Source organism: Devosia sp. 1566 (genome assembly GCF_004005995.1).
Classification (GTDB): Bacteria; Pseudomonadota; Alphaproteobacteria; order Rhizobiales; family Devosiaceae; genus Devosia.
The window spans coordinates 1,452,023-1,476,327 of record NZ_CP034767.1; the positions used below are offsets into that span (position 1 = coordinate 1,452,023).

Annotated in this window: 24 protein-coding genes; 7 read left to right on the top strand and 17 right to left on the bottom strand. The window is 62.8% G+C overall.

Annotated elements, in window-relative coordinates:
* Positions 1 to 3 precede the first annotated feature (3 nt).
* Positions 4 to 1,278, bottom strand: coding sequence for an ABC transporter substrate-binding protein (locus tag ELX51_RS07055; protein ID WP_127752856.1), 1,275 nt, complete (start codon positions 1,276 to 1,278; stop codon positions 4 to 6).
* Positions 1,279 to 1,541: 263 nt separating this feature from the next.
* Between ELX51_RS07055 and ELX51_RS07060 the strand changes: the two genes are divergently transcribed.
* On the top strand, positions 1,542 to 2,561 hold the full coding sequence (locus ELX51_RS07060) for a Gfo/Idh/MocA family oxidoreductase (protein ID WP_127752857.1): 1,020 nt from the start codon (positions 1,542 to 1,544) through the stop codon (positions 2,559 to 2,561).
* The gene (locus ELX51_RS07065) at positions 2,558 to 3,640 is read left to right on the top strand and encodes a Gfo/Idh/MocA family oxidoreductase (RefSeq protein ID WP_127752858.1); all 1,083 of its coding nucleotides are present in this window, start codon (positions 2,558 to 2,560) and stop codon (positions 3,638 to 3,640) included. The genes ELX51_RS07060 and ELX51_RS07065 overlap by 4 nt, the downstream gene beginning before the upstream one ends.
* A gap of 208 nt (positions 3,641 to 3,848) precedes the next feature.
* Here ELX51_RS07065 and ELX51_RS07070 read toward each other — a convergent pair whose 3' ends face one another.
* Entirely contained in the window at positions 3,849 to 4,241 is a 393-nt protein-coding gene (locus ELX51_RS07070) for a VOC family protein (protein ID WP_127752859.1), read from the bottom strand.
* Between the two features lie 14 nt (positions 4,242 to 4,255).
* Complete coding sequence (locus tag ELX51_RS07075) at positions 4,256 to 5,002, bottom strand: FadR/GntR family transcriptional regulator (RefSeq protein WP_248305274.1); 747 nt, start codon at positions 5,000 to 5,002, stop codon at positions 4,256 to 4,258.
* Positions 5,003 to 5,249: 247 nt separating this feature from the next.
* Between ELX51_RS07075 and ELX51_RS07080 the strand changes: the two genes are divergently transcribed.
* Together ELX51_RS07080 and ELX51_RS07085 are read left to right on the top strand one after the other, a co-directional pair.
* A complete protein-coding gene (locus tag ELX51_RS07080) occupies positions 5,250 to 6,008 on the top strand; it encodes a histidine phosphatase family protein (protein WP_127752861.1) in 759 nt (252 codons plus the stop codon).
* Positions 6,005 to 6,898, top strand: coding sequence for an NAD(P)H-hydrate dehydratase (locus tag ELX51_RS07085; RefSeq protein ID WP_127752862.1), 894 nt, complete (start codon positions 6,005 to 6,007; stop codon positions 6,896 to 6,898). The genes ELX51_RS07080 and ELX51_RS07085 overlap by 4 nt, the downstream gene beginning before the upstream one ends.
* A gap of 44 nt (positions 6,899 to 6,942) precedes the next feature.
* On the opposite strand, the gene ELX51_RS07090 is transcribed toward ELX51_RS07085, so the two are convergent.
* From ELX51_RS07090 to ELX51_RS07155, 14 genes are all read right to left on the bottom strand, one after another.
* A complete protein-coding gene (locus ELX51_RS07090; RefSeq protein WP_127752863.1) occupies positions 6,943 to 7,422 on the bottom strand; it encodes an SRPBCC domain-containing protein in 480 nt (159 codons plus the stop codon).
* A gap of 101 nt (positions 7,423 to 7,523) precedes the next feature.
* Positions 7,524 to 8,039: an SRPBCC family protein gene (locus ELX51_RS07095; RefSeq protein ID WP_164854791.1), complete on the bottom strand. Its 516-nt coding sequence runs from the start codon at positions 8,037 to 8,039 to the stop codon at positions 7,524 to 7,526.
* Between the two features lies 1 nt (position 8,040).
* A complete protein-coding gene (locus tag ELX51_RS07100; RefSeq protein ID WP_127752865.1) occupies positions 8,041 to 8,343 on the bottom strand; it encodes a metalloregulator ArsR/SmtB family transcription factor in 303 nt (100 codons plus the stop codon).
* 61 nt (positions 8,344 to 8,404) lie between these two features.
* A complete protein-coding gene (locus ELX51_RS07105) occupies positions 8,405 to 10,297 on the bottom strand; it encodes a chloride channel protein (RefSeq protein WP_248305275.1) in 1,893 nt (630 codons plus the stop codon).
* A 14-nt stretch (positions 10,298 to 10,311) separates the two neighbouring features.
* Positions 10,312 to 11,208 (bottom strand): formylglycine-generating enzyme family protein, encoded by an 897-nt coding sequence (locus ELX51_RS07110; RefSeq protein ID WP_248305276.1) that lies wholly within the window; start codon positions 11,206 to 11,208, stop codon positions 10,312 to 10,314.
* A 45-nt stretch (positions 11,209 to 11,253) separates the two neighbouring features.
* Positions 11,254 to 12,810, bottom strand: a complete 1,557-nt coding sequence (locus tag ELX51_RS07115; RefSeq protein WP_127752867.1) for a sulfatase — start codon at positions 12,808 to 12,810, stop codon at positions 11,254 to 11,256.
* Between the two features lie 73 nt (positions 12,811 to 12,883).
* The gene (locus ELX51_RS07120; RefSeq protein ID WP_248305277.1) at positions 12,884 to 13,849 is read right to left on the bottom strand and encodes an aliphatic sulfonate ABC transporter substrate-binding protein; all 966 of its coding nucleotides are present in this window, start codon (positions 13,847 to 13,849) and stop codon (positions 12,884 to 12,886) included.
* 3 nt (positions 13,850 to 13,852) lie between these two features.
* Positions 13,853 to 14,629, bottom strand: coding sequence for an ABC transporter ATP-binding protein (locus ELX51_RS07125; protein WP_248305328.1), 777 nt, complete (start codon positions 14,627 to 14,629; stop codon positions 13,853 to 13,855).
* Positions 14,630 to 14,643: 14 nt separating this feature from the next.
* Positions 14,644 to 15,444 carry an ABC transporter permease gene (locus ELX51_RS07130; protein ID WP_127752869.1) on the bottom strand — a complete coding sequence of 267 codons (801 nt, stop codon included), beginning with the start codon at positions 15,442 to 15,444 and terminating at the stop codon, positions 14,644 to 14,646.
* 207 nt (positions 15,445 to 15,651) lie between these two features.
* Positions 15,652 to 16,650: an amidohydrolase family protein gene (locus ELX51_RS07135; protein ID WP_127752870.1), complete on the bottom strand. Its 999-nt coding sequence runs from the start codon at positions 16,648 to 16,650 to the stop codon at positions 15,652 to 15,654.
* On the bottom strand, positions 16,650 to 17,396 hold the full coding sequence (locus ELX51_RS07140) for a glucosamine-6-phosphate deaminase (protein ID WP_127752871.1): 747 nt from the start codon (positions 17,394 to 17,396) through the stop codon (positions 16,650 to 16,652). The genes ELX51_RS07135 and ELX51_RS07140 overlap by 1 nt, the downstream gene beginning before the upstream one ends.
* Positions 17,397 to 17,457: 61 nt before the next feature.
* Entirely contained in the window at positions 17,458 to 18,282 is an 825-nt protein-coding gene (locus ELX51_RS07145; RefSeq protein ID WP_127752872.1) for a DeoR/GlpR family DNA-binding transcription regulator, read from the bottom strand.
* Positions 18,279 to 19,295: a protein phosphatase 2C domain-containing protein gene (locus ELX51_RS07150; protein ID WP_127752873.1), complete on the bottom strand. Its 1,017-nt coding sequence runs from the start codon at positions 19,293 to 19,295 to the stop codon at positions 18,279 to 18,281. Before ELX51_RS07150 ends, ELX51_RS07145 begins: the two co-directional genes overlap by 4 nt.
* A 42-nt stretch (positions 19,296 to 19,337) precedes the next feature.
* Positions 19,338 to 20,330 carry an extracellular solute-binding protein gene (locus ELX51_RS07155; RefSeq protein WP_127752874.1) on the bottom strand — a complete coding sequence of 331 codons (993 nt, stop codon included), beginning with the start codon at positions 20,328 to 20,330 and terminating at the stop codon, positions 19,338 to 19,340.
* A gap of 124 nt (positions 20,331 to 20,454) precedes the next feature.
* On the opposite strand from ELX51_RS07155, the gene ELX51_RS07160 reads away from it, so the two are divergent.
* From ELX51_RS07160 to ELX51_RS07170, 3 genes are all read left to right on the top strand, one after another.
* A complete protein-coding gene (locus tag ELX51_RS07160; RefSeq protein ID WP_127752875.1) occupies positions 20,455 to 21,513 on the top strand; it encodes an ABC transporter ATP-binding protein in 1,059 nt (352 codons plus the stop codon).
* The gene (locus ELX51_RS07165) at positions 21,510 to 23,159 is read left to right on the top strand and encodes an iron ABC transporter permease (RefSeq protein ID WP_127752876.1); all 1,650 of its coding nucleotides are present in this window, start codon (positions 21,510 to 21,512) and stop codon (positions 23,157 to 23,159) included. The genes ELX51_RS07160 and ELX51_RS07165 overlap by 4 nt, the downstream gene beginning before the upstream one ends.
* An 89-nt stretch (positions 23,160 to 23,248) precedes the next feature.
* The gene (locus tag ELX51_RS07170) at positions 23,249 to 24,283 is read left to right on the top strand and encodes an extracellular solute-binding protein (protein WP_206524710.1); all 1,035 of its coding nucleotides are present in this window, start codon (positions 23,249 to 23,251) and stop codon (positions 24,281 to 24,283) included.
* Positions 24,284 to 24,305: the final 22 nt, after the last annotated feature.

The window sequence follows — 24,305 nt, forward strand, 5'->3', positions numbered from 1 at the left end:
GCTTTACTGCGCCTTGGCGGCTTCGATCGCGAGGTTCACGTCCTGCTTGATCCGGTCCATTGCGCCATCCACCTCAAGTTCGCCATTAAGGACCTGGCTGATGCGGGTGGTGAGGGCATTCATCATTGCGCGTTGGTAGCGCCAGCCTTGGAAGCGGTACGCTGCAGGCGCCATCTTGGGAATCTGCGCGATGAAGGTAGAAAGCGCTTCCTGGGTCCGCTCCGAGGCGCCGGGATATTCGATGCCGCTTTCGATCAGGGTGGAGGCAGCCGGGATTTCCACGGCTGCTGCCAGCACTTCGCTCAAGTTTTCTGGCCGAGCCAGATAGTTGATGAACTCCCCCACCAGTTCAGGCTGGTCGGTGTGCTGGAACGCCACCAAAGCGCCGCCGCCGGGCATGACCGTGCAGGAGGAGGGGCCGCATGGAGCGGCAATAACCTTCCAGTCGAACAGGTCTCCCACTTCCTGGTCCATCTGGCTTAGCGTCCATGAGCCGCCGAAATAAAGCACGGTGTTGGCGTTGAGGAAGTCCGAGAACAGCTCGCGGTGGGTGGCGCCACCCACGGCGCCCCACAAATCCATCGGCATGGTGCCGTCCTGGTGCCAAGCCACGAACTGCTCGATGGCTGCGCGCAAGCCATCGTCGACCACCGGATTGCCCGCCTCATCGACGAGTTCGGCCCCATAGCTTATCGCCAGGCTGGAAAAGCGGTGTCCCGATCGGTCCATTTCCATTGCAAAGTCGGTGCCGGTCGCTTCGGCAACCTGGCGTGTCGCTTCGGCCCATTCCTCCCAGGTGGCGCCTTCTTCAGGCACCGGGATCCCGGCCTGTTCAAACAAGGTCAGGTTGACATAGCCCCCGTTGACCGTCAGCGAAGTCGGCATGCCATTGATCGCTGTGCTGTTCGCCTCGCCACCGCGCAACCATTGCAAGGTCCGCTCGAAGTTCTCGTTGAACAGGGCTGGATCAACATAGGGCGTGAGATCCAGGTAATAGCGGCTGAGGCCACCAAGGTCGGTGACGATGGCTGCGTCGGGGCCTTGCCCCGACGCCAACTGCACCGGCAGGCTTTCGAGCATCGACTGATAAGGGACGACTTCCAGGTTGACGGTCTTTCCCGGGTTCTCCTGCATGAACCTCTCGGCGATGGGCTGCATCGTGTTGCAGCCAAAGCCGAGATCGTCGCAGACCACCGTGATTTCTTGAGCCAGCGCTGGTGCGCTGGCGAGCATCAGGGCGCCCAAGGCGCAAGTCAGGCGAAGCCTAGAAAGCTGCATGCGTTCCTCCTCCACATCCGCTTCGAGGCAACGGCTCCTCCGACCCTCGAACGAGTTTGGTCTAGCCAGCAGGCTCTGGCCTTACCAGCAGGTTGGTGCGATCGGTTGGGCTTGTCAATAGTTCCTGCGCCTTGACCGAACAGACCGTCCAGCCACTTGGCCGCCTTGACAGCAAGCCCTTCCCTGATGTGTCTTGGAGCGGTTTTGGTCTTACCAGATGACCCGGAGGCCAAGAAGCCATTGCGCCGGGAGAAAGTTAGTCAATGCTGAGATTTGCCGCGATAGGCATCGATCATGGTCACATCTTCAACCACATCGATGGCCTGCTCGATGCCGGCGCAGAGTTCGTCGGCTATTGTCCAGAAAGTTCGGTTCCCGCTCTGGTGGACACCGTGCGCAAACAACATCCTGGCGTGCCTGAAGTCAGTCGGGACCAGCTTCTTGCCGATAAGGGCATCGATGTCGTCTGCATCGCTGCGGTTCCCCGCGACCGGGCCGGTCTTGCCATCACCGCCATGAAAGCCGGCAAGGACGTGATCGTCGACAAGCCGGGCGTGACCACCTTCGCTCAACTGGACCAGGTCAAGCGCACGGTGATGGAGACGGGCCGGATGTTCTCGGTCTGCTTTTCTGAGCGCCTCTGCGTTCCCTCGGCGGTCAAGGCCGGCAAGCTGGTTGCAGAGGGCGCGATTGGCAGGGTGGTGCAGACAATCGGCATGGGACCCCATCGCCTTTCTGCCGCCAGCCGCCCCTCCTGGTTCTTCGATCTGGATGCCTTTGGCGGCATTATCGTCGACATCGCATCCCACCAGATCGACCAATTTCTCTTTTATACCGGCTCCAATTCGGGCGAGGTCGTTGCCAGTTCGGTCGGCAATTTCGGCACGCCGCAAAGCCCGGATTTCCAGGATTTCGGAGAGGTCTTGCTGCGCAGTGAGCAGGGTTCCGGCTATATCCGCGTTGATTGGTTCACCCCCGCCGGCCTGCCGACCTGGGGCGACGGTCGCCTCACCATTCTGGGCACCGACGGCTATATCGAACTGCGCAAATACATCGATATCGGCGGTCGGGACGGCAAGGACCACCTCTTCCTGGTCGACGGATCTGGCGTGCGTCACATCGACTGCAGCAGCGAGCCGCTCGACTATTTCACGAGCTTTGTCGCCGACGTGCGCGAGCGCACGCAAACGGCAATGACCCAGCATCACGTATTCGAAGTCTGTCGGCTCTCGCTCGAAGCGCAGCAGCAGGCAACCCATATTGGCGGGAGGAAGTCGGCATGAGCCAAAAGTTGCGAGTGGCAGTTATCGGTGCAGGAATCGCCGAGCGCCATCTCATGGCCTATCAGTGGAACAAGGATCTGTTTGATGTAGCGGTGCTTTGCTCGCTCGATGAAGATCGCGGCCGGCGCCTCTGCGAAACCTTCAACATCCCTGAGTACACCCAGGACGTCGACACCCTGTTCGCCCGGGGGGACATCGATGTGGTGGATGTGTGCACACCGCCGCACAACCATTTCGAGCTATCGCGCCGCGCCATCGAAGCGGGCAAGCACGTCATCTGCGAAAAGCCGCTGTTCGGCTCCATCGCCGAAGTGGATGCCATGGCCGAAATCGTCGCGCGCTCCGGACGCAAGCTGATGCCGATCTTTCAGTATCGCTATGGGACCGGCCTGCAAAAGCTCAAGTTGCTGATGGATGCGGGCCTCACGGGCAGGCCGTTCATGACCACAATCGAAACGCACTGGTGGCGCGGTCCGGCCTATTACGAAGTGCCATGGCGCGGCAAATGGGCGACGGAGTTGGGTGGGGGCCTGCTCGGGCACGCCATTCACGCCCACGACATGCTGAACTATGTGCACGGGCCCTGCGCCGAACTCTTCGCCTATGGCGCGACCCTGGTCAACAAGATCGAGGTCGAGGACACCATGGCGCTGGCGGTAAAAATGCAGAATGGGTCGCTCGCCACGCTTTCGATGACCTTGGGCTCGCGCAAGGAGATCTCCCGGTTGCGCTTCTGCTTCCACGATCTTGTCGCCGAAAGCATACTCGAGCCCTACACGATGGGCCGCGATCCCTGGCAATTCACCGCCGGAACGCCCGAGCACCAGCAACGGGTGGACGACGCCCTGGCCGGCTGTGAGGTGAAGGAGGATGGCTACACCCGACAGTTCGAGCTGTTCCATCAAGCGATCATCAGTGGTGGCGAGCCGCCCGTGACCTTGCAGGACGCCAGGAACTCGCTTGAACTGGTCACCGCGGCCTATCAGTCTCAGCGCACGGGCCTGCCGACTCCAATGCCGATCGGTCCAGGCAATCCCCTTTATCGCTCCTGGCTGCCGGAAACGGAGGCCGCCGCCTGACGCAGTTGAAATGGAGGAGGCTAGAGAGTGGGGCATTTCCTCCCACGCTCGGCAAGGACAAGATGGATCGCACCCAGCGGTGCGGCTGATCCCAGCATCAGGGGATCAGCTTCCACGCGAGCGGCGCTGATTATGGCTCTGGTCCTTTCAAGCTGCTGGAAGTGCGCCCCCGCGAGCCGGGCAGGGCGGCTTGTCCCGGCGGTCCGCTTCAGCGTTCGATGAGTTCGATCATGATGCCGTCCGGATCTCGGCAAAATGCCACCCGCCGCGCAATGTCGCGGTTATGCGCATCGCGGGGCGGCTCGACGATATCAACGCCGGCATCCAGCAGAATGTTGTAGATCTCATCCACGCTGTCGAAATTGAAGGTGAGATGCCGCACACCCGCCCGCCCGATGGCCACGTCTTCGGCGGTCAGCGCGCCCGTGGCGGGGCAAACCATCTCCAGCATCGGCCCCTTGGCGTCCAGGAATGCCAGTTCGTCGCCATTGAACACCCGACGACGCACGCGCAGCTCCAGCCCGAGCAGGTCCACGTAAAAGGCCAGGCTTCTGTCGATGTTCTTCACGGTGATGCCCACATGCTCAAAACCCTTCAGCATGGCCGCGTCTCCCTCTAATCCTCAGGTCCGGTAAGCCGCCGGCGTTCGTCGGCTTGCAGCAATTCCTCCGACACGTTGTTGATGTGTCGCGCCATGGCTTTGTAGGCCGCATCGGCATTGCGCAGCTTCAACGCTGCAACAATCGCATGGTGGTCGCCGATCCAGGTCGGGCGGACCGCGTCGCCGTGCATGTGCTCGTGGATCTTCTTCCACATGCGCGAGGCATCACGTTGTGCCCACAAGGCCTCGGTGATGGAGACGACGATTGCGTTTCCGGTCATATGGGCGATGATCATGTGGAATTCGCGGTCGTTCTTCTCGTTGTGGACCGCTGAACTGCCCTCGTCCTGCATGCGAGCAATACTGTCTTCGAGCCGCATGATGTCATAGCTATTGGCGCGCTGTGCCGCGATGGCGGCAGCGCCTGACTCGACGGCAAGTCTTGCCTGCAGCAACTCGAACGGTCCCGGCCCGATATCGGTATTGATGATGTCGAAGTTCACATCATTGGTTTTTCGCGGCAGGATAACGATGCCGGCGCGGCCCCGGACCTCGACCACGCCGCGCATCTCGAGGGCAATCACCGCCTCCCGGATCGATGGCCGGCTCACCTGTAGCTCTTCCGCCAACTCGCGCTCTGACGGCAGGCGCCAGGATGGATCGCCCGAATGCGCTTCGATCATCTGGGCGATGCGCTGAGCCACCACCTGGTAGAGGCGCTTGTTGCTGAGCTGATAATTCGCACCGTCTACTCGGTCCAACCGCCTGTCCTTATTCAAGCATGCCCCTAAGCGAACAGCTTTATCCATGATCGAGCGGCAAGTCGCGCGATCAGTTGCATCCCCTATGCCACTCCTAGCACAGTTCTCGTTCCTCAGCCGTTCTCTTGATGGTAAGATCTAGCCGGCGGCAGTACTCGCAAGCCCGATGCCCCCCATCAAACTCGTTTTCCCCGTCGAACTTTGTTTCCTCTGAGCAGTTGTGCAGCAGAGCTTGAGGACAACAACCATGCAGCAGAGATGGCCCCGGCGCTTGTGGATCGTGCGCCACGGCGAAAGCACCGGCAATGTCGCCCGCCAGGCGGCAATGGATGCCGGCCTGTCCGAGATCAACATCGATCACCGCGATATCGACGTTCCACTCAGCCCGCTGGGGGAAGAGCAGGCCATTGCGCTCGGCCGCTGGTTTTCCCGCAATCGCCACGAGGGCCTGCCCGAAGTGGTGCTGACCTCCCCCTATGCCCGCGCCAACCGCACGGCCGAGCTCATCTGTGAGCATGGCGCCTTCACCGATGCCGAATTCATTGCCGACGAGCGGTTGCGCGAAAAGGAATTCGGCATTCTCGATCGCCTGACGACGGCGGGGATCCAGGAGCGGTTCCCCGATCAGGCGCGCTTCCGAACCCTCTTGGGCAAGTTCTACCACCGTCCGCCGGCGGGCGAGAGCTGGTGCGACGTGGTTTTGCGCCTGCGCAGTCTGATGGACACGATCGGGCTTCATCATGGTGGCCAGGACGTGCTGATCGTCAGCCACCAGGTCGTCGTGCTCTGCTTGCGCTACTTGCTGGAGCGACTGAGCGAGGAAGAGATCCTCGCCATCGATCGGGAAGGCGATGTCGCCAATTGCTCGATCACTGAATACCACTTTGCCGAAGGGACGCGCAAAGGCGGCGAACTCGTGCTCAAGCGGTACAATTTCCTGGCTCCTCTGCAAGAGGATGGCACCACCGTCACCGCCGAGCCGCCCGTCGCCAGTGCCAATCCATGAGCGAGCACTCCATTACGCGTGAGTTCCTGCTCGAGAACCCGCTGCCTCTGCCGCAAGGCGAGGTCGACAAGGACGCCCGCGGCCGGGTCATGGCCGTCGGCGGGCACCGCGAAGTTCCGGGCGCCGTGCTGCTTTCCGGCGAGGCTGCCTTGCGTGCCGGCGCCGGCAAGCTCGGGATTGCGACCGTGCGCAGCAGCGCGTTGGCGCTGGGGCTCGCCATTCCCGAAGCGCGGGTGCTGGGCTTGTCGGAGACCACCACCGGCGAGATCGAGGCGGCAAATGCCGCAGCCATAGCTGCCGCGATCCACGACGACGATACAGTTCTGCTCGGCCCTGGCATGCTGGACGATGAAGTGGCCGGCGAACTCGCTGCGAGCCTGCTGTCCTCGCTCCATGGCCGAAGTTTTGTTCTGGATGCCGCGGCTTTGACCGGGTTGCGGACCCGACTCGAACACATGAAGGAACACGCCGGACGCGTTGTTATCACGCCCCATGCTGGCGAAATGGCCACCTTCCTCGACATTCACATTCGGGAAGTTGCCGCCGATCCCGCAGCCGCTGCCCGCCGTGCCGCTGCGGCAACGGGTGCGGTTGTGGTGATGAAGGGCAGCCACACCAGGATCGCGAGCCCACAGGGCGAGATCTGGGAGGCCCGGCAGGGCAATGTCGGTCTTGCTACGTCGGGTTCGGGCGATACGCTCGCAGGCATCATCGCCGGCCTGCTGGCGCGCGGCGCCTCCCCGCTGCTCGCGGCGCAATGGGGCGTTTACATGCATGGGGAAGCCGGCGAGCGCCTCAAGCAGGTCCATGGCCTGCTTGGCTATCTCGCGCGCGAAATCCCGGTGCAAATCCCTGCCATCATGCGAGACCTGCAGCCCGCAGCCAGTTGAGTGCTCGGGACGGGGCCGACCGGTGTTGACCGGCCCCAACCATCTCACGCTGAAAGCACCGTTTCGCTGGCATTCATCGGCTCGCCCCTATTGGGCCTGCCCGTCCCGGTGGTGATCAAGGCCTTAAGGCTCCCGCCGATATAGGTGCCCCAGCCGTCCGAGCAGACATCGAAGCACTCATATTCCGGCACAAGCCCGATATGGGTGAAGCGCAACTGCGTCCCACCCTCCACAGGCTGGATATCAAAGACGATGTCGGTGCCGGTCCACTCGGACTTGTCCTCGGTGAAACTGAAGTGGTTCTGGACCACATGCCAGGCAACGCGGCGATCCGGGATCAACTCGGTGACGCGGATCTGCGCCCGGTGCACGTCGCGATACGCATAGTCGAAGGTGGAGCCCAGGATATCAGTCGCGCCCTTCACATCCTCGGACCACCAACCCCGAACATTGGTGATGGCGTCAAAGACGGCAGCAGGTGGTTGCGGCACGTTAAAGCTGGTCTCGAAGTTTTGGTCGTTCATCGCTGGTCTCCTTGGTTGAAGGCATGGACGTGCTGCGTCGGCCGCGCCGCAGCGCGTCGATGGAAAAGGAGCGGCCGTGTAGTATCCTCGTGAGGGCTGGCTTAGGGCTGCAGCCTCACGCCCTGCAAATCATAGTGCTGGATGTAGAGCTCCTGCCGCCGTTGCCAGCCGTTCGGATCGACGCCCCCTGTAGCGCCGTTCAGCAGGGATTCGAGGTGATCAAGAAAGTCGTGCCAGCCCGGCAGCATCAGGGCGCTGTTGACATAGGGCATGCCGCGATGGGTGAAGATCAGCCTCGTTCCGTTCCGGTGGCGGCTCAGCTCGTAGCGCACCACGGACTCGGGTGCATGGGTGTTCGACCAACTGTATTCGAGCAGGTGAGGGGGCTCCCATGCCCGCACGATGCCGGTCATGGGATGCGGGCCGCCCACCATCAGCTCGAACCGCCCACCGAGGCGGGGCTCCACATAGGCCGCCCCCATCCAGTCGGCGAGCCGCTCGGGTTCGGTGATCGCGCTCCACACCGTTTCAACCGGTCGGTCGTAATGCCGCTCGAAGCGCACATCGATATGATCCGCTTGGCGGGTAAAGACGCCCAGTTCATCGTTGAACGCCATTTCAATCACTCCTTTTGAGGTGATCATCGAGCGCATCGAGCTTGTTCGCCCAGAACGCGCGATAGGGCTGCAGCCAGTGATCGAGTTCCGCCAAGGGCTCTGGTTCCAGGCTGTAGAGCCGCCGTGGCCCGTCCACGCGAAAGCGCACCAGCCCCGCCTCATGCAGGGCCCGCAAATGCTTGGACACATTGGGCTGCGGCAGGTCCAGCCGATCCACCAGCACACCGGCGGGCTGCTCGCCCGCCAGCAGCAGGCCCAGAATTTCGCGCCGAACGGGATCGGCTATAGTTGTGAAAATCGACATGCAAGAATATTCCGCCATAGGCATATGCCTGTCAAGGAATATTACCGGGATATCGGAGCCGCTATTGGGCGAGGTCTGCCCGGGCTTTTTCGAGTTCATTGCTGTAGCGGCGCAGCAGGTGCGCTTCGGTCAGAATGCCGATCACCTTGGGATCGCCGAGGTCGCTGACGACCACGATGGCTTCGGCATTGTGCTTCTCGAACAGCGCCCCGGCATCCAGCGCCTGCAAGGCAGGATGCAGCATCACATCGGTCTGGCGCAGGATTTGGCTGACGGTGCCCGCTTCGTCGAGCCCGTCTGGGGCATAGGCGTCCGCCACATCGATAAGGCCGACATAGCGGCCATCATCGCGTGTGGCGATCACCCGGTTGGCCGAGCCAAGTGGATAAGCGCGGCGAAACTCTTTGAGCGTCATGGTTTGCGGCACCATCTTGACGTCCCGGCGCATCATCTTGCCCACGGTGAGATTGCGCATCCAGCCCACATCATGCGCGCTGCGGATGGTTTCCCCGCGCAGGTGAAAGCGCCAGGTGGTGAAGGAATAGCCGAAGGTTTCCCGCACCAGCATGGAGGAGGTGACCGCCGCCACCAGCACCGCAATGGTCAGCGGCAAGCTGCCCGAAATCTCGAGCGCAAGAAACGCCATGGTCAGAGGCCCCCCGACCACGGCTGCGGCGAGCCCCGCCATCCCCACCAGCATGGGAATGCTCGGATCGGGAAACAGCCCCGGGCTGATCGCCTGCGCCAGCCAGAAATACACCTGGCCCAACAAGGCGCCGAGGAACAGCGAGGCAAAGAACAGCCCGCCGCGGAACCCCGACCCCAGGGACACAGCCGAAGCGAGGACCTTGAGCACGAGCAGGCTCACCGCCACCCCGATGGGCAGGGGCGGCGAGGCAAATGCCCGCTCGAGCGCGCCATGGCCGGCCGACAGCACCGAGGGCGAGATCATCGCCAGCCCACCCACGATCAACCCGCCGACCGCCGGTCGGCACCAGCTGGGCACATGCGACTTGCTGAAGCTGCGTTCCACCACGCCGACAAGCCGCATCAGCAGAATGCCCAAGCCGCCCGCCGCGACCCCGCTCACGACGATCAGCAGCACCTGAGGAACCCCAAACGACAGCGCTTGGCTGATCGACACCACCGTATGGCCTTGCCCGAAAACGGAGGTTACCAGCACCGCCGAAATGCAGGCGGCGATTACCGGCGCCAAGGTCGAGATGGAATAAGTGCCGATGATTAGCTCGAACGCGTAAAAGGCGCCGGTCAGCGGCGCCCCGAAAGCTGCGGCGATGGCCGCACCGGCGCCGCACCCCACCAGCTTGCGCAAGTCGCCGCGCCGCAGGTGAAAGAAGTCGCCCAGCTTGGATGCGGTTGCCCCGCCCATCTGCGTATAGGCCGCTTCCAGCCCCACCGAGGCGCCAAACCCGTTGGAGATCAGCGTTTGTGCGGTGATGATGAGACTATCCGTCATGGAGAGCTTGCCCCCATGCAGCGCATTGGCCTCTACCAAGTCGACATAACGCGACTTACGCCGGCGCAGCAGCAGGCCGAGCAGCCCCAGCAGCAAGCCGCCGATTGCCGGTACAAAGGCCAGGTCAAAGGCCAGCGCGGGCAGGGCGCTCAAGCGTTCGCCGGGTGATAGCTGAAAGAGAATGCTCTGCATGCCATAGGCCAGCTCGCGCAGCACCAGCACGACGAGCCCGGCCAGCGCGCCGATCACGACGGCCAGCACCACCAGCCCGGTTTCGCGCCGCCGGATCAGGCTGCCCATCCACGCCGACATCCCCTCTGCGGTTAGCCGATGCTGCAACCAGCGCAGGCCCTTGCCGAGCTGCGAGGCGCTCCAGCCCGGTTGCCCCTGCGCGCCGGCGTTTTCGGGCACAGCTTGATCCGGCGCGCCGTCAGGAGCTTTGTCGATCTCGGCTTGCTGGGCCTCTGGCTCTGGCATGGGCTCGCTGCTCCTCACGCCCGCCGGGCATCAAAGGCAAGGCGAAAGCCGACATTGCTGGCGGCACTGTCCCGTGACAGGGCCATGCGCGCGGCGATCCGGTAGCGATAGCAGTAGCTCTTGTGGCACAAAAACGAGCCGCCCTTGAGCAGTCGCTCCCCATGCAGCCGCGCCGCCTCATTACGCTGGCGCGCCTTGAGCGACACCGAACGAATGCGGAATGGTTCTGCCGTCCACTCCCAGACATTGCCGACCATGTTGTAAAGCCCGAGCTCGGATGGAGCGAAGCTGCGCGCCGGCGCCGTGGCTTCAAACCCATCGCGAGCCGTATTCAGCCGGGGAAAGCTGCCCTGCCAGATATTACAGAAAATCGCCTCATCGCTCGGCTCCTCGTCCCCCCAGGGAAAGCGTTGCCGCCGCGCACCGCCCCGAGCTGCATGCTCCCATTCGGCCTCGCTCGGCAGCCGCCCGCCCCCCCATTGTGCAAAGGCTTCCGCATCCCGCACCGACACCTGCGTCACCGGATGATCCTGCCGCTCATCCACTGAACTGCCGGGCCCTTCCGGTTCGCGCCAATACGCACCATCTACCCGGTGCCACCAATTCAGGCCCGTGCCAACAACTTCCCCTAAACCCTTGTCGCCGCCCAGGAACACCGATGACCAGCCGAACTGCTCGGCCTCTGTCACATAGCCCGTGGCCGCCACAAACTCGGCAAAGCGCTCCACCGTCACTGTGGTTGTTTCCAGCAGGAAATCGTTGAGCTTGACCGGTCGCTCCGGTCCTTCCCCGTCAGCGGCAATCACCGGATCGTTCGTCCCCACAAAGCTGCGCCCACCCTTGATCAACACGGCATCCACCGACCGCGTCGGCGCCACCGGGGCAGGGGTCGCAACCGGGGTGGCCGTCACCGCCGCCGCTAACCTGCCCGAAGAAGGGGCGCAACAGGACATGGCTCAGCTCACGCTCAAGCCGGCAAGCACCTCGGCGCTGTTGTGCTCGGGAATGTCGCCGATCTCGGCCATCTTGGCGTCGAGCTTGCTCAGCATCCGCGCGAACACATCGCGATAGTCGGGGTCGTTCGCGCGATTGATCAGCTCGTGCGGATCGCTCTCGCAGTCGAACAGCTCCCATTCAGGCGGCTCCTCGCCGGGAAAGGCGCCGAGCTGGCCCAGATCATCATTGTACCAATAGATCAGCTTGTAACGATGGTCGCGCACCCCGTAATGGGCAAAGGCGTTGTGGTAATAGTCCTTGTGCATCCAGTAGCGATGATAGGCCACATCCTGCCAGTCGCCCGCCGCACTGTCCTCGAGCAGCGGTCGCATGCTCACCCCCTGCATATAGCTCGGCAGCGGCGCGCCGGCGTAATCAAGGAAGGTCGGCGCGAAATCCACATTGGTGGCGATCTGCTTGGACACTGAACCCGGCTTGATCGCCGCCGGATAGCGGATCACGAACGGCATCTGCAGCGATTCCTCATACATGAAGCGCTTGTCGAACCAGCCATGCTCGCCCAGGAAGAAGCCCTGGTCGGAGGTGTAGATGACGATCGTGTCCTCGGTCAGCTCATTGGCATCAAGATAGTCGAGCAGCCGCCCCACATTGTCGTCCACCGCCGCAACCGTGCGCAGATAGCGCTTGATATAGCGCTGGTATTTGAAGAGGTGCAGCTCGCGCCGGCTGGTGAAGGTGAAGTTCTCGCCGGTGTCCTTGTCGATCAGGCGCAGGCCACTGACATCCTCGCGGTCGGGAATCTTGCGACCGACAAAGCCGTTCTCAGCGCGCTGGGCTTCGCCGATCTCATCTCCGCCCTCGGGCTGCACCAGCCCCAGATCGTCATAGGTCATGTCCTCGCGGATCCGCATCTTGGCAAGCTTGGCGGCCTCAGCGCGATTGCTGTAGTCATCGTCATAGGTTGGCGGAACCGGCAGATCCTCGGTGTAAAGCCCGCGATAGCGCGGATGGGGCGCAAAGGGCCGGTGTGGCGCCTTGTGGTGGCACATCATGAAGAATGGCCTCTCGCGATCGCGCCGCTCGAGGAAGTCGATGCACTTGTCGGTGACAATGTCGGTGGCGTAACCCGCTTCAACCGTCGCGCCATCGGGCCCGATCATCACCGGGTCGAAATAATCGCCCTGGCCAGGCAGCACCGACCATTCATCAAAGCCCGTGGGCTGGTGCTCGGGGCCTTCGCCCAGGTGCCATTTGCCGAACATGGCGGTCTGGTAGCCGGAATGGCGCAGATGCTTGGCCACATTGGGCAGGCGGTTATCGAGATGGGTGGCGAGCGTCGTCACCCCATTCACATGATTATAGGTGCCGGTCAGGATCGAGGCGCGGCTGGGTGTGCAGATCGAATTGGTGACATAGCAATGATCGAGCCGCATGCCCTCTTCGGCGATCCGGTCCAGATTGGGCGTCGAGTTGAGCCCCGAGCCGTAGCAGGAGATGGCATTGGCCGCATGGTCATCGGACATGATGAACACGATATTGGGGCGCTTGCTGGTCATTGAATGTTCCGCGGTCTTGAGCGTGCCGGCAGCTGCGGCCACCCAGCGGGCAGCCGCAGCATAGGGCGATAGATCAGTTCGAATAAAGGTTCGACAGGTAGAACTCGCTGGCGGGCAGCGGATCGGTGATCTTGCCGAAGTCCACATAAAGATTGGCCAGCGTATCGAGCCAGCCATTGACCGTGCCATCGGCGCTGAGTTCTTCGAGTTCGGCGCTCGAGGGCAGGCGGGCCTGCGGCGCTTCGGCCGCCAGCGGCTCCACCGGCACGCCCAGGAACGCTGCGGTGATCTGCACCGACTGGTCGAGATTGCCGCGGCGATAATCCAGCGCTTCCTTGATCACCGCATTCATTTTGCGCACGGTGTCTTCGTCGTTGGCTTTCTCGTTGCTGACGATAAAGGAGCTGGGGAACGCCACTTCGGGGAAGAAATCCTCGTTGGAAGAGAGCTCCTTGAGGTCCTTCACCCGCTGCCGGATCACGTCGACGAACGGATACCAGATGCCCGCGCCATCCACCTGGCCCGAGGAAAAGGCCGTGACGATCGTGCTGGGGTCCATGCTGACCACCTGGACGTCCTCGATGCTCATGCCGGCCTTGTCGAGCGCGAGGCGCAGCAGCATGTCGCCCGAAGTGCCTTCCGGCACCGCGACGCGCTTGCCGCGCAGGTCCTCGATGCTCTCGATCCCCGGCTGCCCGATCACCCGGTCGGTATAGCCCAGCGCATTGATGGCGATCACCTTGGCCTTGCCAGAAGCCGGCAGCCACAGGGCACCTGGCCCGATATAGGCAAAATCCAGCGAACCCGCGCCCAGCGCCTGCACCTGGATCGGGCCATTGGTGAACACGCTTAGCTGCGGGTCGAGCCCGTGCTTGGCCCACAGGCCCTGGTCATTGGCGATGGCAACCATGCTCGAGCCGAAATAATCGGCGATATAGCCCACGCGCACCTTGGTGAGGTCCTGGGCGAAGGCGGGGGTCAATGCCGCGCTCGCCAGCGCCATGCCCGCGATGATCTTGATGAAGCTGCGTTTGTTCAAGGCTTACTCCTCCTGGTTGCTATTGCTTTGGCCCGATCGTGTGTAGACGGCATGCCAAACTTGGTTGCGGATTGCTGCAAATTGCGGTGACAGCCGGATCTCGTCATTGCGCGGATAAGGCAGGTCGACCTCGATGATCTCCTGCAGGCGCCCCGGACGAGAGGCCATGACCACCACGCGGTTGGCCAGGTACACCGCCTCGTCCACATCATGGGTGATGAACATCACGGTGCGCCGCTCGCGCATCCAGGTGTCGAGCAACTGGTTCTGCATCCGCACCCGTGTCAGGGCATCGAGCGCGCCAAAGGGCTCGTCCATCAGCAGCACCTGCGGATCCACCGCATAGGCCCGCGCAATGGCGCAGCGCTGCTTCATTCCGCCAGAAAGCTGCTTGGGCAGCGCATCGGCAAAATCCGAAAGGCCCACCAGTCCAATATAATGGTCCGAAATCCGCCGGCGCTCGGCCCGCTCCACGCCCTTGAGCTTGAGCCCGAATTCCACGTTCTGCCGCACCGTTAGCCAGGGAAACAGCGCATATTGCTGGAAGATGACGCCGCGCTCGGGTCCGGGCCCTTCCACCGCCTTGCCATCCACAAGGCACTGGCCGCTGCTCGGCTTGAGCAAGCCGGCCGCAATATTCATCGCTGTCGACTTGCCGCAGCCCGACGGGCCCACCACGGTGACGAATTCGCCATCGAACACCTGGAGGTTGAAGTTCTCCAGCGCCACGAAGCGCCCATCAGGCACGCCGAACACCCGTCCGACATCGCTGAAATCGATCTTGACCTCGGCGCTCAATGCTCGACCCTTTCCTGCCAGGAGGTCAGGCGACGCTCGAGAAACAGCACGATGCGATCCATGATCAGGCCCAGTATTCCGATCGTGATCAGCGACACAAAGATGACCGGCAGGTCGTAGTAAAGCTGCCCTTGCTGCATGCGGAACCCCAGCCCCGATTGCGCCGCGATCAGCTCGGCGGCCACCAGCGTCGCCCAGGCAGCGCCAAGACCAATGCGAAAGCCCACGAGGATGAACGGCGTTGAGGCCGGGATCACCACCTTGGTGAAGATCACCCAGTCATTGGCCCCGAGCACGCGGGCGGCATTGATGAAGGTTTTGTCGACATTGACCACGCCCTGATAGGTCGCGACCACGGAAGCCAGGAACGAGGCGAGAAAGATCACGAAGATCTTGGGCGGCTCGTCGATGCCCAGCGTAACAATGGCCAGCGGAATGATCGCCAGTGGCGGGATCACCCGGAAGAACTGGATCCACGGGTCGATCAGCCCACGCGCCACCCGATACCATCCCATCAGGAAGCCGACCGGGATCGCGATGGTGATGCCCAGGAGGAAGCCTGTCAGCACTCGGACAATGGAAGCTCTGACGTCATTGAATAACTGTCCGCTGCTGATCGCGGTGCCAAAGCGCTGCACCACCTGAACTGGGCCCGGCAAGGGTGTTGAGCCGCTCGCCGAATACAGCCACCAGATCCCGATCCCGACCACAAAGGAAATGGTGCCCAGCGCAAGATTGGAGCGCAGCAGGCCGCCGGGTTGCCCCGTCTCCGCGGCGGCTTCATGGTTCGTGGTCATCCAAGTCATCCCTGATAGCGAACTCCTTCAATCCGCCGCGGGCATCTCCCAGAGGCGCCGTTTTGGATTGCCGAAGTGCCCGTCCGACTCTCACCATCGGAACCGCAGCATCAGCTGTTGTGGCAGGAATGCTTGGAGGACGCCAGCGCGGCGCAGTCGCAGCTTATCGCGTGAGCCGGCCTTGATCCGGTGACGCGGACAATGGTTCTAAGACCTTTCAAGCACCCGCATTTCCCCGTCCCAGTCGATCTCGTCCGCCGGCAGGGCAATACCATGATGGCTGGCCGCTGCATCGATGGCGCGTCTTGGATTATTGGCGGCCATGATGATCGCGGTATCGAACGAAGCGATGTTCCAGCGAACCACATTGCGAACCGCCTGATCCATCTCCAAAGCCGAACCGGCGAGATTGTCGTGCCCGGGAACCCGCACCATCCCATCAATATCGCGCTCTATGCTCATGCCCGCAAATTCGTACTGACCAGGCTCCGCCGCCGCAGCCAGCACGGCGTCGCTCACCAGGATGGATTTGTCGACGCCCTTGAGGCGAACCAAGGCGCGCAGCGCGTCCGGTGCAATATGATGCCCATCCGCGATGAAGCACGCCCAGAGCCCCTCGGCTCCCAGCTGTGCCAGCAGCGTATTGTTGAGCTTGGGCAAGTGCTGGGGCAAGCCATTGCCCAGATGGGTTGAGCAGCTGGCGCCTGCCGCTACCGCCATCTCGATCTGTGCGTAATCGGCCGCACTGTGCCCGATACTGACCGCCATCCCGGCCTTCTTGAGTGCGCGGATCGCTTCCGCGCTCCCTTGGCGCTCCGGCGCCAGCGTTATCATCAGGATCGGCCGCCCCAGCCCAGCGGATAAGCCCTGAACCATCGCAGCATCGGGGTCGCGCATCGCGTCGGCGGGATGACACCCCTGGTAGCCCGCCTCTGCACGCAGGAACGGCCCTTCGAGGTGATAGCCAGGAACCATGCTGGGGCCGAGCCGGCTGCTGCGGGTCGCCGCGTCAAGCGCCGCGAGCCGCTCGGCCAGTTGATCGGGATGCGCCGTGATGATGGTCGGCAAACACCCGGTGACCCCGGCCTTGCGCATCGCCGCCAGGGCATGATCGAGGGCGTCCGGCGTAATCGCGGGATCGTTGAAGTCGACCCCGGCATAGCCGTTCACCTGCAGGTCAAACAGCCCGAGCGTGGTGATCGCCATCAGCCATGCACGGGGCGCAGCAGGGACGCTGCCGCCGGGTCCAGATAAAGGCCGGCATCGGGATGCTGCTGAACAATCGAGGCGGGGAACAGGTTCGAGACCGGCCCCTCCACCGCGGCCTGCACCGCCTTGGCCTTGCGCTCATCAGGCACTGCAAGGATCAGCGCTTCGCACGCCATGATGCGCCTGATGCTCATGGAGATGGCCCGGGTGGGCACGGCCTCCAAGGTCTCGAACCAGCCTTCGCCGAACTGCTGCTGCCGGCAAGCGGCGTCGAGATCGACCACGAGATAGGGCTGGTCATAGTCGAAATCGGCCGGTGGGTCATTGAACGCGAGGTGGCAATTCTCCCCGATCCCGGCAAAGCATACATCGATCCGCTGGCCGGCCAGGGCCCCGTTGAGGCGCGCCAGTTCAGCATCAAGATCAGCGGCGTCGGCGTTGATGGCGAGGAACGACTTGTAGCCCGGCAGGCGATCCAGGAATCGCTCGCGCAAATAACGCCGGAAGCTCGCCCCATGCGTCACTGGCAGGCCGACATATTCATCCAGATGGTAAAAGCTGACTGCCGACCACTCGATTTCGGCCTGCAGCAGCTGTTCCAGCATCTCGAACTGGCTGGCGCCTGTCGCCAGCACCACATGCGCCTCGCCATGCTGCGCTATCGCTTCGCGGATCAGGCGGGCACCATGTTCGGCGGCAGCCGTACCCAGCGCGGGCTTATCGGGGCAAATGGAAATCTTCACTGCAAACTCCGGCGAAAAGGGCAGGGATGAGAGCGGTTACGCCCGCGGGCAATGGCAATGCTCAATCAAGCGCGATAACCCGCAAGCCGGCAAGCACTGCAGGATCATCAAAGCGCTCCTTGGGATCGCCATTCGTGATCAGCACGTCCACATCGGCCAGTTGGGTCACCACATGCGGCGCGCGGCGGCCGAACTTTTCGTCATGGGCCATCAGGATCACTTGCCGCGAATGGGGCAGGATGGCCCGCACCAGCTCGACCTCCATCGGGTCGAACTCCTGCACGACCCCATCACGATCGATGGCGCTGGCGCCGATCACCGCCAGGTCGAACTTGAACCGGTGCCGGCTTTCATCGGCCACCGTGAGCACCGAGGAGTCCTTGTTGCGCACATAGCCGCCATAGACATAAACCGTGGCATCGGTCTTGAGCGCGCAGGAATGCGCCACTTCGAGGTTCGGTGTGGCGATCAGCACGCCGGGATGGCGTGCCAGCACTTCATGAAGAGAATCGAACGTCGTCCCCAGCCCCACGAAAATGGTCGCGCCGGGCGTCAGGAACTCCTCGAGCGCCAGCACCAGCCGGCGCTTGACCGCCACACCAACCGCATGACGCTCGTCATGGGTATGATGCGCCACGCCTGGAGAGGCGAACGCACCGCCAAAACCCTTTTGCAGCAGCCCCTCGGTTTCGAGCGTGCGCAGATCCCGGCGGATGGTCTGGTAGGTCACGTCGAACCGAGCTGCCAGCTCGGCCACCGAGGCCGCGCCATTGGCCCGCACCGCCTTCAGGATCGCCTGCCGCCGCTCGCCCGCCCGGATATTGCCCCCCGCGCCAGCCTCGGCGTCGGTTTGCGGATGCAGCCGGGGCGCGTGCTCGCCGCTCATTTCAGCCGCACACCCAGATAGCTGCGATCGTCGGTCAGCTGCAGGGCAGTCGTGCCCTTGGTGCTCATATAGGGGCCGATCTTGTGCAGATCCTCTGCCTCCACTTCCTCGAAGGCGGTTTCCCAGGATGCCACGCCGAACTCGGCGCCCATCTTGAAATAGCCGTCCGAGAACAGCTCGATGGTCTCGATCTCGGCCAGTGGATAGCTGCGCGTCTCGATGAAGCGCTTGGGCACGGCAAAGCCATCCAGCCCGCCATAACCCAGCACCGGCTCGGTGACATTGGAGAATTGCCCCTGACCGTGGGAAATCCCGTGCTGGATCAGCACCAGGATTTCAGCCTCGGGCACGCTGGGCAGGTGCTGCCGGCAGGCGCTGAGGGCGCTCTGCTCAATCGCCTCCACGATTTCGGGCGCGGCGGTGACTGTGCCCGCCTGCTGGTTGCGCGTGCCCTGCCAGGTCATGGCCGCGGCATGCTTGTCGCACTCCTCGAGCGAAGCGCCCCGCTGTTCGAAATAGCGCCAGGTCTCGCGGCGCAGGATTGCCGTCACATCGTCGAGGGGCTTGAGCACCTGCAGCGTATCGTGGCCGTTGATGCGAATACCGCTGTCACCGACTGCCACCACTTCGAGCCGGTCGCCCAGGAGCAGCGCGGCCATCACCGTGCAGCCGCCGCGCAGCTTCCAGTCCGCTTCCACAGCCTCAAGCGCCCCATGCTGGGCATAGCCGGCATGGATTGCCTCGCCGAGATAATCGACGAAATGCTCGCCGCCCTGGAATTGCAGGTCCGGCTGGTCGGGCTGGCCTTGCGCCAGCAGAAAGATTTCGATGGCCCGCTTGACGGTGCGCGAGGCAAACTGCCCCGACAGCATGCCGCCAAAGCGGGTGCCATTGCGATCGGTTACGCCGTCGATGACGGCGTAACCTAGGTTCGGCATGATTACGAGGCTGTCTTCATTGGTCTCCGGCTGGCCAAATTTCTTGCCCAACGTAAAAGCTTCAAGCTGCCGCATGTAATCCTGCTCTAGTCGTGTTTTTCGATGTGGTGGGCCGGCTTATTCGCCGACGGCCGTCCGCCACTTGGCCAGTACGTCCTCGGCGCCGCCGAAGTCGCTGAGCGGCTTGACATTGACGAGGGTCAGATCGGCCAGGTTCGGCGTGCCGGCCGGGCCTTCAACGTCGAGGCGCACCGAGCGGCGGCCGATATCCATGGCGAGCTTTTCCTGGGTCGACTTGGACATGGCCCAGTCGATAAACGCCTTGCCGCCTTCTGGATTGGGGCTGTTCTTGACCAGCGCCACGCCATCGGGGGTCGCTGCCGTGCCATCGGTCAGGTGCACGATCGAGATCGGTGCGCCGCCCTGCACATATTCCAGCGCATTGTCTTCGAGGGTCAGGCCCATTGCGGTTTCGCCATCGGCAACAAAGCGCGGCACGGCGCCCGAAGAGTCGGCGAACACGAAGTTCTGGGCGATCTCGGCATACTTGTCCCAGCCCTCGTCACCAAAGACGGTGAGGACAGTCTGCAACTGCTGCATGGCCGAACCCGAACCATCGGCACGGGCCGTGGCGATCTGGCCGGACCATTTGGGATCGGCAAGCTCAGCCCAGGTCTTTGGCGCCGATTCGAGCGGCTGCAGGTCGGTGTTGACCGCCAGCACGTAAACAACGGCAGTGTAGGGGGTCCAGGCGGGATCCTTGACGAACTGCGGATCGATCTGGTCAGCCTCGGGGGGCGTATAGGGCTCCAGCAGATTGCTGAGTTCGGTCAGCTGGCTACCCGAGATGGACCAGATTACGTCTGCGGCCGGTGCGCCCGCTTCGGCCTGCACGCGCTTGGCGATATCGCCCGAACCGAGCTTGACCACTTCGGCCTTGAGGCCGGTTTCCTGCTCGAAGATCGGCAGCAGCGTATCGACGATCGATGACTTGTGGGCGGTGTAGATCACCACCGAGCCGTCCTGGGCCAGCGCCAGCGAGGTCATGCTGGTCGAGGCGATCAGGGCCGCGGCCGACAGTGCCAGGAATGTACGTTTGCGAATGCTCATTCGAATCCTCCGGTTCGTTTTTAGACATTTTTCGGGTGAGATGATCCTGAACTACGCCGAAAGATGTTGCAATACGAAACTAGGCCGGTGTCATATGTGACAACGCAGTCCGGGAGGAGCAGGCATGAGTTATCTTGAGGTCCGCAACGCTACCAAGCAGTTCGGATCCACTTTCACGGCATTGGCCGGCGTTTCCATTGCGGTTGAACGCGGCGAGTTCTTCACTCTTCTGGGCCCGAGCGGCTGCGGCAAGACCACCTTGCTGCGCGCCATCGCCGGCTTCAATGACCTCTCATCGGGCGAGATCACCCTGGACGGCGCCAATCTGCGCGTCGTGCCCCCCCATCAGCGCGACATCGGCATGGTGTTCCAGGACTATGCGGTGTTCCCCCATCTCAGCGTCTTCGACAATGTCGCTTTCGGCCTCAAGCCCCGCAAGGTGCCGGCCGCCGAGATCAAGACCCGTGTGACCACCGCGCTTGAAGCCGTACGGCTCGGCGCCATGGCAGAGCGCCTTCCCGCCGCCATGTCAGGCGGCCAGCAGCAGCGCATCGGCTTGGCGCGCGCCATGGTCATTAATCCGCGCCTGCTGCTCATGGATGAGCCCCTGTCCAATCTCGACGCCAAGCTGCGCATCGAGCTGCGCGAGGAAATCCGCGACATCCAGAAGCAGGTCGATATCGCGACCATCTATGTGACCCATGATCAGGAAGAGGCGCTCGCGATCTCGGACCGCATCTGCGTTATGAGCGCGGGCAAGATCGAGCAGATCGGCACGCCCCAGCAGATCTATGGCGATCCGCAGACCAGTTTTGTCGCCCAGTTTGTGGGCACCCTCAACATCTTCACCCCGGGCGATGCGATCAATGTGCTCGTCGCCCAGCTAGGCCTGTCCAACGAAGGCGTCGCCAACTGGACCATCCGCCCGGAACGTCTAGCCCTTGGGAACGGCACCGAGCCGGCCTCTGCCCAAACCGCTACGCTGCCCGGCACCGTGACCAAATACACCTATCTCGGGCGCGAGGCTCATGTGCAGGTGGAAACCCCGGCTGGCGTTGTCATCGTTCAGCTGGCCGATCCCGGCATGGCGGCGACCAGGCAGGCGGGCGAAACGGTCTCGGTTCTGGTGCCGCGTGAGGCCCTCATGGCGTTCCGCGCCGATGGCACGAGGATCCAGCAATGACCCTGCTGCAGCGCCTCAATTTCTGGTCCGTGGTGATGATTCTCACCTGGGTCCTGCTGTTTGTGCTGCTGTTCATTCCCGTGGGCTCGGTCCTGGTGTCGAGCCTTTATGATCAGTCCGGCAATCTGACCATCGCCAATTACCTGAAGTTCCTTGGCGAACCGCGCTTCCGGCAGGCCTTTGTCAACACGCTGGTGGTGGGCTTTGGCGGCCTCTTTGGCGCGCTGCTGCTCGGCTCCATCATGGCCTTTTGCGTGTCGCGCTTTGTTATTCGGGGCGGCAAGTTCGTCTCGCTCCTGGCCATTCTCGCGCTCGTCTCGCCGCCCTTTATCGGCGCCTATTCCTGGATCGTGCTGTTTGGGGCAGGGGGCGTGGTGCGTGGCTGGCTGCGCGAAGTGGGGATCACCATGCCGCCCATCTACGGGCTGGGTGGCATCCTCATCGTCTTCTCGCTCAAGTTCTATCCATACGTGTATCTCATGGTCTCGGGCGCGCTGAGCAACGTCAACCGCTCGCTTGAAGAGGCAGCCGAAGGCCTGGGGCTAACCCCTTGGCAGCGCACCATGCAGATCTCGTTTCCGATGGTGTTCCCGGCGCTCACCGCCGGAGGGCTGCTCGCTCTCATCCACGCCATCGCTGATTTCGGCACCCCGCGTCTCCTCGGCCGCGGCTACAACGTTCTCGCCACCGAAGCCTTCACCCTTTATTCGGCCGAAGTGGGCTCCAACATGTCCATGGCCACCACGATCAGCGTCGTGCTGATCCTGGTCTCGATGGTCTTCGTCATGCTCCAGCGCTACATGTCGCGCCGCAATGTTTATCATGGCAACATGATCAACAAGCCGACCCGCATCCAGCTCAAGGGCTGGCGCAATGTCCTGGCGCATTTCGCCGTCTACTTCATCGGCCTTTGCGGTGCGATGCCGGTCATCATCTCGGTGATCTATTCCTTCCGCAAAACCAATGGTCCGGTGTTCCAGCAGGGCTTTGCCCTCCAGAGCTATGAACGCATCCTGTTCAACCTCGGCGATGTCGTGCGCAACTCGCTCACCTTCTCGGTGGCAGCGGTTGTTCTGATCGTCATGGTCGGCACCGTGGTCGGCGTACTGGTGGCGCGGCGCACCAATCTCAACACCGCGCTGCTCGATGGGGCCTTCATGGTCCCCTATGTGATGCCCGGCATTGTCATCGGCATCGCCTTTATCGCCGCCTTCAACACCGGCCCCATTGTTCTGACCGGGACGGCTGCGATCATCATCCTGTCGATCTTCATCCGGCGGCTGCCCTACACGGTCCGCACCACCGCTTCCTCGCTGCGACAAATTTCCCCCAGCATGGAAGAAGCCGCGGTCTCGCTCGGCTACAGCCCGTTCCAGGCTTTCCTGCGCATCACCGTGCCGCTGATCGTCCCCGGCATCATTGCCGGCGGCATGCTCAGCTTCGTCACGGCGATCAACGAGCTGTCGTCCTCGCTCGTCCTTTATGTCGGCAGCACCATGACCATGCCGGTGCGCATTTACCTTCTGATCCTCGACGGTGATTTCGGCACCGCCGCGGCCCTCTCGACCGTGTTGCTGCTGTTGAGCGGCTGCGCCGTTTACATCGCGTTCCGCTTCATGGGCCGTAATGAACAGGCACTGCTGTGACATCTGTGCAGCTTGACCATCTCACCGGGCAGGGGCCTTTGCGCCCCAGCTTCATCTACTTGCCCCGCATCCAAGCAAAGGATCGCTCTATGAACCGCACCTCCATGATCAGCGTGTCAGCTCTCGCCCTGGCTCTCGGCGTGTCCAGCCTTGCCGCACTGCCCGTGCTCGCCCAGGAAGACATCTCGGGCTCGACCCTGGTTGTATACACGCCCAACGAAGAAGGCATGCTCGACAGCCTCATCCCGGTCTTCGAGGACCAGACCGGCGTTGAAGTGCAGCTGATCACTGCTGGCACCGGTGAGCTCTACCAGCGCATCGGCAGCGAAGCGGGCAATCCGCAGGGCGATGTGATGTTCGGTGGCGGCGCCGCCCAGGCCAATGCCAATCAGGAACTCTGGGCCGAGTATGTCTCGCCCGGCGATGCCGAGATGGTCGAAGCGGGCAAGAACACCACCGGCTTCTTCACCCCCTACCAGGCCGATGGCTCGAACCTGCTGGTCAACACCGAAGCGGCCGCCAAGGCCGGCGTCGAGATCGACAGCTATGCCGATCTGCTCGCGCCCGAGCTCAAGGGCAAGATCGCCTTTGGCGATCCCACGGCTTCGTCTTCCGCCTTCGCCCAGCTTACCAATATGCTCAAGGCCGTCGGCGGCGATTATGAATCCGACAAGGGCTGGGACTTCGTCCGCTCGCTCGTGACCCAGCTCGATGGCATCACCATCGGCTCCTCGAGCCAGGTGGCCCAGGACGTCGCCAATGGCGAATACATCGTCGGCCTCACCTATGAGCCGCTCTCGTTCAACTTCGTCCAGAGCGGCGCTCCCGTCGAGATCGTCTACCCCGAAGAAGGCGCGGCCTTCCTGCCCGCGACCGTCCAGGTCATCAAGGGCGGCCCCAATGAGCCGGCTGCCCAGGCCTTCATCGACTTCGTGATCTCCGAAGAAGGCCAGACCATCATCGCCGAGCAGACCGCCGGCCGTCCCCTGCGTGAAGGCGTCGACAAGCCCGGCCTGCCGGCTCTCTCCGAGATCCCGACCGTGCAGGAAGATGGCGCCTATGTTGCGGCCCATCGCGACGAAATCGTCGCCAAGTACAAGTCCATCCTCGAGGAACAGTTTTAATGCTTGACGGCATCAATCAGGG